A 12,457-nucleotide genomic window follows, 5' to 3' on the forward strand; every position below is an offset into this window, starting at 1 on the left:
AAGCACTTTTTTTTCAGATTTTAATCAAAAAGACATTGTTATTCCAAGAAAAATTGTGTCCTTTGCAATATAACTTAATCACCCAAACACTATGTACGGTAAAATGCAAGAATATCTCCGCCAAACATTGGCTGAAATCAAGGAAGCCGGACTTTATAAAGAAGAACGACTGATTGAAAGTGCGCAGCAAGCTGCCATCACTGTAAAAGGTAAGGAAGTATTAAACTTCTGCGCAAACAACTATCTAGGATTGTCCAATCATCCCCGATTAATCAAGGCTTCACAGGAAATGATGAATAACCGTGGATACGGAATGTCGTCTGTCCGTTTCATTTGTGGAACACAAGATATACACAAAGAACTGGAAGCTGCTATCTCGGACTATTTCCAGACTGAAGACACGATTCTGTATGCTGCCTGCTTCGATGCTAACGGCGGTGTATTCGAACCGCTTTTCTCCGAAGAGGATGCCATTATCTCGGATTCGCTAAACCACGCTTCTATCATTGACGGGGTACGTCTTTGCAAAGCGAAACGTTACCGTTATGCCAATGCTGACATGAAAGACCTGGAAAGATGTCTGCAAGAAGCGCAGGCACAACGCTTCCGTATTATTGTTACGGACGGTGTGTTCTCAATGGACGGCAATGTAGCTCCGATGGATCAGATTTGTGATCTTGCCGAGAAATACGATGCGTTGGTAATGGTAGACGAATCTCACTCTGCCGGTGTGGTAGGTGCCACTGGTCGTGGCGTAAGCGAGTTGTATAAGACTCACGGACGTGTAGATATTTACACAGGAACGTTGGGTAAGGCTTTCGGCGGTGCACTGGGAGGATTTACCACCGGACGCAAAGAAATCATTGATTTACTCCGTCAACGCAGCCGCCCGTATTTGTTCTCCAACTCATTGGCTCCGGGTATCATCGGTGCAAGTCTTGAAGTTTTCAAGATGCTGAAAGAGAGCAATGCGCTGCATGACAAGTTGGTTGAAAATGTAAACTACTTCCGTGATAAGATGACGGCTGCAGGATTTGATATAAAACCGACACAAAGTGCTATTTGTGCGGTAATGCTGTATGATGCGAAGTTGTCTCAAATTTATGCTGCACGTATGCAGGAAGAAGGAATCTATGTGACAGGTTTCTACTATCCGGTAGTGCCGAAAGATCAGGCCCGCATCCGTGTACAGATTTCTGCAGGACACGAAAAAGCACATCTTGACAAGTGTATCGCTGCCTTTATCAAGGTAGGTAAAGAGCTTAACGTATTGAAAACGGAATAACTCCGAAGCAAGGTTTCCTTGCAGAATCCATTTTTAGGCACGGATTACACGGATTACGCTGTTGCTTTATGCAAGCATATTTCTAAAAACCGTGAAATCCGTGTAATCCGTGCCTAAAAAATCTCTTTTATTAAATGAATTTTGAACCGCTGCTTAACTATAAAAAGATTATGGAAGAATTAACCCTCACTACTCCTACCCTGCTTTTCTCGGCAGTTTCATTGATTTTACTAGCTTATACCAACCGTTTCTTATCGTATGCCCAACTTGTGCGCCAACTACGTGACCGCTACGTGGAAAACCCTTCGGATATCACTGAAGCTCAAATCGAGAATTTACGGAAACGGTTGAATCTGACCCGTACAATGCAAGGACTGGGTATTGCAAGCCTTTTTCTCTGCGTAGTCAGTATGTTTCTTATTTATATCGGACTGCAATTATTTTCTGCTTACGTATTCGGACTGGCACTGATTCTGTTGATAGCTTCTCTAGGCGTATCTTTCCGCGAAATACAAATTTCTACCCGTTCACTGGAGATTTACCTGGGAACAATGGAGAAAGGGAAAAACAAGAAATAATACGGTTGGCATTCCCTTCCATTAGTTTTTATCAAGACACTACCCGGCAAGGAAGGATGACCGTAAAGCGACTTCCCTTGCCTACTTCGGATTTGAGTTCAATCCTTCCACCCAACTTTTCTATAATCACCTGACAAATAGAAAGTCCCAATCCTGCTCCCTGTGAGAATTCGTTCTGTTTGTAAAAACGGCTAAAAATCATCCGTTGTTCTTCACGTGGAATACCCTTTCCGGTATCTTCTACATAAATCCGCACGTTACCTTCATCCGGCAGATAAATATACCCTAATTTGATATACCCGGTTTCCGTAAACTTACTGGCGTTATTCAAGAAGTTTGTTAGAACTTGTATCAAACGCTCCCTATCCACATTAATCTCCAAAGGTATATTATCCACTTCTTTCAGGAATTCCAGACGTGGAGCAATCAATACCTGGTGAGTCATATAAATGTCATCAATCAGCTCTCTCACCCTACATTTCTTGAATGAGAAAGACATATAGCCTGATTCGATACGGGAAAGCTCCAGAATATCGTTAATCAGTTTGAGCAGCAACTCGCTGTTCTTGTTAATGGTACCGATGTATTCTTCGCGTTCTACGGAACTCAACCCATCTTCCAATGCCAGAATATTGGCAAAACCAACAATCGAATTAAGCGGAGTACGTATCTCATGGCTCATATTTGCCAGGAAGGATTGTTTCAATTCTGCCTTTTCAGCGAGCAAGCGCGCAGCTTCCAGTTCCTCTTCACGATCCTTTATATCTTGTATGTTGAGCAGCAAACCTGCTGTTTTATATTCGCCACCCGGTAGCTGTTTAGTAGTATAACGGAACTCCCACCACTGATATCCTTTACCGTCGAAGTTACAAAGCTCCCGTACTACTTTCTTTTGGGCTGTTTTCAGATTTTGCCAGTTGAACTTCACTCCTTCCCAATGATCGGGATGAATAAAGCTCATGAATTCCTTAAACGAAAGTTGTCTAGGATTCAGCCCTTGCGACGACCAGAATGCATCTTCAAAAACAAAACAACCGTTATCCAATCTCCAAGCATACGTCATTCCACCCTCAATAGCTAATGACAATGTTTCTTTTTCATCAGCCAATGCTATAAGCGCCTGTTTTTTTCTCGTCTGTTCCCGAAGGTATAACCACCAAAGCGAAGCAAAAAGAAATGTCAGGAAAAGAATTAGTGAAGCGACTAAAGTTCCCCAAAGAAATGGATACTTGTCTCTGAACGGAATATTAATAATGCTATATTTTGCAGGAATACTTTCCTTGCCCAAGCCAATTTGTTTCATTGTATTCCAGTCTACGACATACTCTTTCCGACTTTCAACAATGGGTATATCCGAGGGGCTTGTACCATGTAATATGCGAACGGCAGTTTTCACTTCTTCTTCTACCTGAATAGGTAGCGAAGTGATGTATCCACCCAACAACTTCTCACCAAACCCAAAGGCTTCATTAATGGCTGTCAGACTGGGACTACCGCAGATGCTTCCAATATTAATAGTGGTGTAATCACGTTTCAACTGAATATAACATTGGTCGCGGTAGCTCCTGTTTAAAACCCACATAAAAGTGGCATCCGAATGATTTCTGGCATTACGCAAAGGAATAGCCATGAAGCGGGTATAACCTTCTTCCTGCACCAAACGTATCTGTTCTTCCGGAGAAAGTTCAGGATTATCTATGAATCCGGTCACTTTACATCCTTTAAACTGCTCCTTTGCATCTCTTCTGATTTGTTTGTCGATATAGGTAGTGTCGAGCATGGTAAACAAACGGACGTGCTCACCGAAGAGCTCTTTTGCCACACTGATATTCTCATTAAAGGCTATCTTGTCATGAAAACCTGTCACGTTGGGATGATGTTTCAACAATCCCCAATTCGGATAATTGACACCACCAAAAACCACAGGCACTTCTTTCGCCAACTGAATTCCACATTTCATCAATGAATAAGTGGCTTGGTCTTCATTCACCAGAATCACTTCCGGTCGCCAGTCTCTCGAAACGGAATCAACCAGAAAGCGCATCCGTTCCAGTTCCGGTTCCTCCCAATAAGATTCACAGTCTAAATAAACGGTACGAATATCAGCATCAATTTTCTCTTTTTCAAATTGCTCCGCTATCATCCGGTTAAATTCCGGATAAGCTGCATAAGTTTCCTCATAAGAGTGGACAACTAAAATACGTCGTTCCTCTTTTTGAGAACAACTACTCACCCCTAAAAGGAGCAATAAAGATAAAAGGAGCAATCTTATAATTCCTCTGTTCAAACCATTCATTTATAATAACCGGGATTAATTTCTCTCTGACTCGTAATACAAAGGTAGTTTATTTTCGAACATAAGCCAAATAAGTGAAAAAAAGAAGCTGCCCGAACTGGAATTCAGGCAGCTTCTATAATATATTAAAGAACTATTTTCAGAGTAGCATCATTAACGCTGTCCCAATTGTGAGTCTACAAAGAAAATTCCGGTATCACCGGCTTTCTTGATCTTGTCAACAATGCCTTGTGCTGTAGCTTCTTCTTCTACTTGTTCACGAACAAATCCCCACAAGAAATCCTGTGTCGCTTTATCCTTTTCAGCAGCAGCTACGTCTACCAGCTTGTCTACCAATTGAGAAACATGACATTCATGTTTGTAAACGTGTTCGAATACTTCCAAAGGAGTACCCCATCCGTTAGGAACAACATCTATTTTATCAACTTTAGCAGCTCCTCCACGCTTGATAATATAATCTGCCATGGCATAAGCATGTCCCATTTCTTCTTGAGATTGCTTTTTCATCCAATGAGCAAATCCACTGAAACCTTCTCTCTCGAAATAGAAAGACATTGCTAAATACAGGTTAGCAGACCATATTTCAGCAGTAATCTGTTCGTTAATTGCATTCTGTAATTTTTCTGAAATCATAATCGTATTTTTTATTAAGTTGTTAATGTAGTTTCTTTTTGAACTCATTACAAAAATAACAAGCTTTCAGTTAAAATTGTTCCACGCACCCTACATTTTTAAACTACATTCACACTTTGATTGTAGCGGTTCACTTTTTACTTACACCAGTTCGTCAGAGGTATATCCTTTCGGCAGTTCACGGCAGTTATATCCGGAAGCCATTATTTCACCATAAGCACCGGCAGAGCGAAGGGCTATCAAGTCACCACGCTTCACTTTGTTCAGGTCAATCGCTTTTCCGAAAACATCCGACGATTCACAGATCGGTCCTACCACGTCGTATGCTTCCAATGGTTCTTCGGAAGTAATATTTTCCATTTTATGGAATGCCTGATACAGAGCCGGACGGATAAGATCGGTCATGCCAGCATCCAAGATGGCAAATTTCTTCCGAGCACCTTGTTTTACATACAGAACTTTAGAAATTAAGGAACCGCACTGTCCTACAACAGCACGCCCCAATTCAAAATGTAACGTCTGATAAGGACGCAATTTCAGTTGCCCGGCATAGGTAGCAAAATAGTCTTTGAAGTTCGGGATAGCCTGACGGTTGGGATGTCCATAGTCAATACCCAAACCACCTCCTACGTTAATATGTTCTACCAGAATTCTGCGAGCTTCCAATTTATCCTGTAATTCATTAACACGATTACAGAGAGCTACAAAATCGCCCATATCCAGAATCTGCGAACCAATGTGGAAGTGAAGGCCGATAAACTTTACGTTTTTCATCTCCTGTGCCACATCTATCACCTTGTCCATATCCTGCATACTGATACCGAATTTGTTTTCTGCCAAACCGGTAGTGATATTTGCGTGAGTATGTGCGCCTACATCCGGATTGATACGGAAAGCAACATTAGCCACCTTATTTTGAGCAGCAGCCAATTCATTGATTACTTCCAGTTCGGGAATAGACTCAACATTGAAACAGAAGATGCCGTACTCCAGCCCGAGGTTGATTTCCCAGTCCGCTTTACCTACTCCTGCAAAAACGACTTTATTGGCCGGGAATCCTGCACGGATAGCGGCGCGGATTTCTCCACCGCTCACACAGTCGGCCCCCATTCCGCTCTCACGGATGATAGTAAGTACTTTCGGATTGGCATTTGCTTTGACAGCGTAATGCACTGAATAATTAGGATATTTGGCAACCTCATGGTTAATAGCCGACAATGTATCACGCAGCACTTTGGTATCGTAATAATAGAAAGGTGTCTGCAAAGTGCGGAATTTATCGATTGGAAATATTCCCTTCATAATTCGAAAAACTTGTTTAGTTGGTTAAAAAAGAGCGCTTTTATCAGTTCGGTAAAAGCGCTCGTGTTATTTATGGAATTACTTGCCGTTGAAAAGCATATCGCTCAACGATTGTAAAGCTACTTTCTTATCGCACTCCCGAATGAGGAAGGAGATATTATAGTTACTTCCCCCAAACGAAATCATTCGCACCGGTATATCGCGCATCGCATCGAGTGCTTTTGCTTCAAAACCGACATTTTCCCATTCAAGGTCACCTACAACACAGATGATACACATTCCTTTATCAACGGTTACTGTTCCGTATTTCTTCAGGTCATCCAGAATCTCATTAAGATGTTTCGTGTTATCTATCGTAACAGATACACCGACCTCTGACGTACAGATCATATCGATGGATGTCTGATAACTTTCGAAGATTTCGAACACCTTACGCAAGAAACCGTGAGCCAATAACATGCGGCTGGATTTGATCTTGATAGCAGTAATGTTATCTTTTGCAGCTACTGCCTTGATCTTACCTTTTTCCGTATCGTTGGAGATTAGTGTACCCGGAGCTTCCGGATCCATTGTGTTCAACAGACGGACAGGGATATTGGCATATTTAGCCGGCTGGATACAAGTAGGGTGCAGAATTTTTGCACCGAAGTAAGCCAACTCGGCTGCTTCCTCAAAATGAAGCTGACGCACCGGAGCGGTCTTGTCAACAATACGCGGGTCGTTATTGTGCATACCGTCGATATCTGTCCAGATCTGGATTTCGGAAGCGTTCACTGCTGCACCGATCAGAGAAGCGGTGTAGTCGCTACCACCACGTTGCAGGTTGTCTATCTCACCGTAAGCATTGCGGCAGATGAAACCTTGCGTAATGTAGATCTCCGTATCCGGATAAAGATCGAGTTGAGCACGTAACTTATCCTTAATATATACGGGGTCCGGTTCTGCATTCTTATCAGTACGCATGAATTCCAAAGCCGGAAGCAACACGGACTTCACACCACATTCCTGCAGGTAGAAGTTTACCATCGCCGTAGAAATAAGCTCTCCCTGTGCCAAAACCACTTTCTCTTCGAACAAAGTGAAAAGGTCTTTAGTATAGGAGCGGATGTAGTCGAAGTGGGATTTGACAACTTCAAGACCTTTCTGTTTATATTCCTGGGTTGCAAAAAGCTCATCAATATGCTGTTTATATTTTGCTTCCAGCTTATTAATAATCTCGTTGGCACCCTCCGGATTCTTCTTATACAGATAGTCCGAAATTTCCACCAATGTGTTTGTTGTTCCTGACATAGCAGAAAGAACAACAATCTTCTGTTCACCATCGGTAATCAATTTGGCTACTTCCTTCATGCGCTGAGCAGAACCTACGGAAGTTCCTCCAAACTTTAAAACTTTCATTTTCGTTACTGTTTTAGTTATCTATATTTAAATCTATTTCTATTGTTCTCTGTCTGGGCATATATTCATCGGTCACATCTACAATCTGATGGTCGGCACAACGATATACCCTGCCCGGATAATCTTTCAGCAGTTGCAAATTGTGCGTCGTCATCACTACCGATGAGCCGGATTCGCAGATATTGTGCAACAATTCAACGATAGCTTTACCTGTCTCTACATCCAGATTTCCGGTAGGTTCATCCGCCAGGATGATAGCCGGAGAATTGAGTACGGCACGTGCAATCACAATGCGCTGCTGTTCGCCACCGGAAAGTTCGTTCGGAAGTTTATAACCTTTGTTGGACATTCCTACCAGTTGAAGCACTTCTTCAATGCGATCCTGTATCTCCTGTTTGTTTTTCCAGCCTGTGGCACGAAGCACAAATTCCAGGTTATTATATACAGTACGGTCTGTAAGCAACTGAAAATCCTGGAATACAATGCCTAATTTGCGGCGCAGCTGCGGGATATGCTTACGTTTGATAGATCGCATATTATAGCCCAGCACTTCCGCTTCACCGTCAATTACGTCCAGTTCGCCATAAAGAGTCTTGAGCAGACTCGTTTTTCCCGAGCCTACTTTTCCGATCAAATAGACAAACTCTCCTTTGTGCAATTCCAGATTTACATCACTTAGCACACAGAGTTCCTGTTGATGGATTTCTACGTTCTTATATTGTATCAACGCCCCGTCATCCATGCCGACTCCCGTTTTAATTTTAATTTCTAATCTTTACTTATTAATGCTTCTTCCATGTACTGCTATGTCTTTCCTGCAGTTCACGTGCAAGATCTTCAATGCGATAGCCTTTTGAAGCAAGCAATACAATCATGTGATAAATGAGGTCGGCTCCTTCGTAGATCAAACGTTCGTCAGTACCGTTCGTTGCTTCGATCACTGTTTCCACAGCTTCCTCACCTACTTTTTGAGCTATCTTATTGATTCCCGACTCAAACAGACTGGTCGTATAAGAACCTTCGGGCATTTCTTCGTGACGCTTGTCTATGAAGTTCTGCAATTCTTTCAGGAACATGACCGGTTCTTCGTTTTTCTCCCCCAACAAGTATCTGTGCCTGTATGACACACAGGGCCTACCGGTTCTACTTGAATCAGTAATGTATCATTGTCGCAATCGGCCTTTATAGATACAACATGAAGGAAGTTACCGCTTTCTTCACCTTTTGTCCATAAACGATTCTTCGTACGGCTAAAGAATGTTACTTTTCCGGTTTCTACCGTTTTATCATAAGCTTCTTTATTCATGAAACCCAGCATCAAGACCTTACGTGTCTCGTTGTCCTGTATGATAGCCGGAACGAGTCCGTTCATTTTATCGAAATCCAATTCCATTTTTATATAAGTTCTAATTACTATTTCAATTTACAATTACTATCTATCGCCTACGAATGTTTTTTTTACCTGATGGTAATTCCTTCGCCGCAGCCTATAGGCTAATTTTTGCAGCACAGCAATTACCTGATGGTAATTCCTTCGCCGCAAAGATACGATTTTAATTCGGGAATTTTAATTTCTCCGAAGTGAAAAACACTGGCAGCCAATGCAGCATCTGCCTTTCCCTGTAAAAAGACATCACGGAAGTGCTCCTTACAGCCCGCACCTCCCGAAGCTATGATGGGAATGGAGAGCTGATCCGCTAAAGCAGCAAGTGCTTCATTTGCATAACCGGCTTTTACACCATCGTGATTCATGCTTGTGAAGAGTATTTCTCCTGCTCCGCGTTCCTGTGCCTCTTTAGTCCACTCGAACAGGTCTTTATCCGTTTCGATGCGCCCTCCGTTCAGGTAACATTTCCAACCATTTTCGGTCTGTTTAGCATCCACAGCCAACACACAAACCTGTGAGCCGAAATTCTTTGCAATTTCGTCAACCAACCGGGGATTGCGGATAGCGGAAGAATTGATAGAAATCTTATCCGCTCCTGCATTCAGCAGACGGTCTACATCACTTAATTCATTGATTCCACCACCTACGGTAAATGGGATATTGATATTAGCAGCAATCCGTTTTACCAATTCCGTAAAAGTCTTACGTCCTTCATGGCTTGCAGTAATGTCCAGAAAAACAAGTTCATCTGCTCCCTGTTCACTGTAAGCACGGCCTAACTCCACCGGATCACCGGCTTGGCGCAAGTTGACAAAATTCGTTCCTTTCACGGTTTGTCCGTCTTTTATATCCAGACAAGGTACTATTCTTTTTGCTAACACAATCCTATTTTATTTATTGTTCAACAATTTATAATCTATATTCCTGAAGCTTGATTCTTATCTCCCTTATAATAAAGGCATCTTATTTATTCCGATACGCTCATTATAGAAAGATTCTCAAATCCTGTAAAGTGACATGTCCTTCATATAATGCCTTACCGAAAATAACTCCGGGAACACCGGCCTCATCCAAGGCAACAATATCATCCACCTTGCTCACCCCGCCACTAGCCATCAGATAAAGGTCAGGGAATTTTGCCAGCATCTCTTTATACAAATCAATAGAAGGGCCACTCAACATTCCGTCACAGCTAATATCCGTACAGATTACTTTTCGTATACCTTTATCTATATAATTTTCGAGAAATGGAAAAAGTTCACAGGCACTTTCATCTTTCCAACCATTGACGGCTATCTTATGATCTTTCACATCTGCCCCCAAAATAATCTTCTCACTGCCGTATATTTCCAGCCAATGACAGAATAATTCCGGATCTTTCACCGCAATGCTTCCTCCGGTTACCATCTGCGCACCGCTCTCAAAAGCTATTTTCAAATCTTCATCACTCTTTACTCCTCCACCAAAATCAATAACGAGAGAAGTGCGTGCAGCAATTTGTTCCAACACCCGATAGTTAACAACGTGATGAGAAGCAGCACCGTCCAAGTCTACCACATGAAGCCTGCGAACACCATTCGCTTCAAACTCCTTAGCAACTTCCACCGGATTCTCATTATACACCTTTTTACTATCGTAATCTCCCTGGGAAAGGCGTACGCACTTTCCGTCAATAATATCAATGGCTGGAATAATTTCTATCATCTGTTTATTTACTATTTGACAATTTACTATTTAATTATTTAGCTGCATACGCTTTCGGGTATCTCTAATCTATTTTAGAAACTAAGATATGCATCTTAGAGGTTTAAAAAGTTTGTCAGAATCTTCTCTCCTGTCTTGCCACTTTTCTCCGGATGGAACTGGGTAGCATAAAAGTTATCTTTATGCAGTGCAGCACTGAACGGGTGAATATAGTCAGTTGTAGCAGCAGTAAATTCGCAGGTCGGCACATAGAAGCTATGCACAAAATAGACAAACTCTTCTTCGGTGAACCCTTCAAACAATTTGCTATTCGTTTTCTCAATGGTGTTCCATCCCATGTGCGGCACCTTATCTTCATGTTTCTGCGGGACAAAACGTTTCACGTCCACATCAAAGATATTCAAACAATCGACTTCTCCTTCTTCGGAATGCCGGCACATCAACTGCATGCCAAGACAAATTCCAAATACAGGCTGACGGAGATTCTTAATCAGTTCGTCCAGTCCCGTTACTTTCAAGTGGTTCATGGTAGTTTCCGCCTCTCCCACTCCGGGAAAAATAATTTTATCAGCCGATTGGAGTTCTTCTTTATCAGCAGTAATCACCGCTTCTACCCCCAACCGCTTTAAAGCATAATCCACAGAACGAATATTGCCGGCATTGTATTTTACAACTGCTACTTTCATCAGCTAAATATTACTGTTTTATTTTTATAAGCCAAAACTTTGCGCTCGATGTGCTTCTGCACTGCACGCGAAAGAACGATTTTTTCCAAATCCTTTCCTTTATTTACAAGGTCTTCAATAGCATCTTTATGAGTAATGCGCACTACATCCTGTTCAATAATCGGTCCGGCATCCAGTTCTGTCGTTACATAATGACTAGTTGCACCAATAATTTTCACCCCTCTCTGGAAAGCTGCGTGATAAGGCTTCGCCCCTACAAACGCAGGAAGGAAAGAGTGATGAATATTGATAATCTTATTCGGATAAGCATTAATCATCTGTTCGGAGATCACCTGCATATAGCGTGCCAATACGATAAATGTAATCTTATGTTTGGCAAGCAGCTCCATCTCCTTGCGTTCCTGTTCTTCTTTCGTCTCCTTAGTGATAGGGAACAGATAGAAAGGAATTCCAAAGCGCTCTGCTACGTGCTGCAAATCCGGATGGTTACTTATAATAAGAGGTATCTCTACATTCCACTCTCCTGCCGTATACCGGGCTAGCATATCGAAAAGACAATGTGACAGTTTGGATACAAAAATAGCCATACGCGGTTTAACATCAGAGAAATAAAGACGAAAATCCATTTCATATTTTTGCCCGTAGAGTGTTCTGAAATAATCTTCAATTTTTTCCTGCGGAACCAGAAAATCTTTCAGTTCCCATTCAATACGCATGAAGAAGATGTTCTCTACATGATCTACATACTGATCCAGATAGATAATATTTCCTTTGTTTACCGTAATAAAGTCTGTCACTTCCGCAAGGATTCCCGGTTTGTCGGGACAGTGCAATAACAGTTTGGCTGTTGTCATCATTCTTTTTACTAATTAACGATTCTAGGCGGATTATTTTCCACCTTTCTAATTTTAGTCCGCAAAAATAACGATTTATTGCAAAATTACGAATTATTCAAGCAGAAAGTTGATATAAAAACGGTGATTTCTTACAGATAGAAAGATATCGGGAGTTATTTTCAATGAAAAGAATGACAAACTTTAGGATAATGACGCCATTACCTTCGGATAGTGACGGTATTCCATCGTGATAGCGTCACTATAATAACCGGATACCGTCACTATCCGATCTGAAGAAAAACGAATATTTTTTTTCATTACAAAAGTACTCAAAATGAGACACTAAGCATTT

11 protein-coding genes and 1 pseudogene are annotated in these 12,457 nt (G+C 41.7%); 2 read left to right on the top strand and 10 right to left on the bottom strand.

The window, feature by feature from the left end; genetic code table 11:
• The first annotated feature begins 91 nt into the window (after positions 1-91).
• Positions 92-1,285 carry a glycine C-acetyltransferase gene (kbl, locus tag NXX38_RS22170; RefSeq protein WP_217721043.1) on the top strand — a complete coding sequence of 398 codons (1,194 nt, stop codon included), beginning with the start codon at positions 92-94 and terminating at the stop codon, positions 1,283-1,285.
• 170 nt (positions 1,286-1,455) lie between these two features.
• Positions 1,456-1,863, top strand: coding sequence for a DUF2721 domain-containing protein (locus NXX38_RS22175; protein WP_149939683.1), 408 nt, complete (start codon positions 1,456-1,458; stop codon positions 1,861-1,863).
• Between the two features lie 31 nt (positions 1,864-1,894).
• Here NXX38_RS22175 and NXX38_RS22180 read toward each other — a convergent pair whose 3' ends face one another.
• From NXX38_RS22180 to purU, 10 genes and pseudogenes are all read right to left on the bottom strand, one after another.
• On the bottom strand, positions 1,895-4,159 hold the full coding sequence (locus tag NXX38_RS22180) for a sensor histidine kinase (protein WP_148364962.1): 2,265 nt from the start codon (positions 4,157-4,159) through the stop codon (positions 1,895-1,897).
• 153 nt (positions 4,160-4,312) lie between these two features.
• Positions 4,313-4,792 carry a ferritin gene (locus NXX38_RS22185; RefSeq protein WP_099146809.1) on the bottom strand — a complete coding sequence of 160 codons (480 nt, stop codon included), beginning with the start codon at positions 4,790-4,792 and terminating at the stop codon, positions 4,313-4,315.
• Between the two features lie 141 nt (positions 4,793-4,933).
• Complete coding sequence (gene lysA / locus NXX38_RS22190; protein ID WP_217721044.1) at positions 4,934-6,094, bottom strand: diaminopimelate decarboxylase; 1,161 nt, start codon at positions 6,092-6,094, stop codon at positions 4,934-4,936.
• A 78-nt stretch (positions 6,095-6,172) separates the two neighbouring features.
• The gene (locus tag NXX38_RS22195; RefSeq protein WP_099146807.1) at positions 6,173-7,492 is read right to left on the bottom strand and encodes an aspartate kinase; all 1,320 of its coding nucleotides are present in this window, start codon (positions 7,490-7,492) and stop codon (positions 6,173-6,175) included.
• Between the two features lie 13 nt (positions 7,493-7,505).
• Positions 7,506-8,234 carry a cell division ATP-binding protein FtsE gene (locus tag NXX38_RS22200; protein WP_004304028.1) on the bottom strand — a complete coding sequence of 243 codons (729 nt, stop codon included), beginning with the start codon at positions 8,232-8,234 and terminating at the stop codon, positions 7,506-7,508.
• Between the two features lie 40 nt (positions 8,235-8,274).
• A pseudogene (gene hisIE / locus NXX38_RS22205) lies at positions 8,275-8,885 on the bottom strand (bifunctional phosphoribosyl-AMP cyclohydrolase/phosphoribosyl-ATP diphosphatase HisIE).
• Positions 8,886-9,007: 122 nt separating this feature from the next.
• The gene (gene hisF / locus NXX38_RS22210) at positions 9,008-9,760 is read right to left on the bottom strand and encodes an imidazole glycerol phosphate synthase subunit HisF (protein WP_009000029.1); all 753 of its coding nucleotides are present in this window, start codon (positions 9,758-9,760) and stop codon (positions 9,008-9,010) included.
• A gap of 103 nt (positions 9,761-9,863) precedes the next feature.
• The gene (gene hisA / locus NXX38_RS22215; RefSeq protein ID WP_148364959.1) at positions 9,864-10,583 is read right to left on the bottom strand and encodes a 1-(5-phosphoribosyl)-5-[(5-phosphoribosylamino)methylideneamino]imidazole-4-carboxamide isomerase; all 720 of its coding nucleotides are present in this window, start codon (positions 10,581-10,583) and stop codon (positions 9,864-9,866) included.
• Between the two features lie 95 nt (positions 10,584-10,678).
• Complete coding sequence (hisH, locus tag NXX38_RS22220) at positions 10,679-11,269, bottom strand: imidazole glycerol phosphate synthase subunit HisH (protein ID WP_234133866.1); 591 nt, start codon at positions 11,267-11,269, stop codon at positions 10,679-10,681.
• The gene (purU, locus tag NXX38_RS22225; RefSeq protein WP_004297049.1) at positions 11,269-12,126 is read right to left on the bottom strand and encodes a formyltetrahydrofolate deformylase; all 858 of its coding nucleotides are present in this window, start codon (positions 12,124-12,126) and stop codon (positions 11,269-11,271) included. The genes hisH and purU overlap by 1 nt, the downstream gene beginning before the upstream one ends.
• Positions 12,127-12,457: the final 331 nt, after the last annotated feature.

The organism is Bacteroides sp. BFG-637 (assembly GCF_024793605.1).
Taxonomy (GTDB): Bacteria; Bacteroidota; Bacteroidia; order Bacteroidales; family Bacteroidaceae; genus Bacteroides; species Bacteroides vicugnae.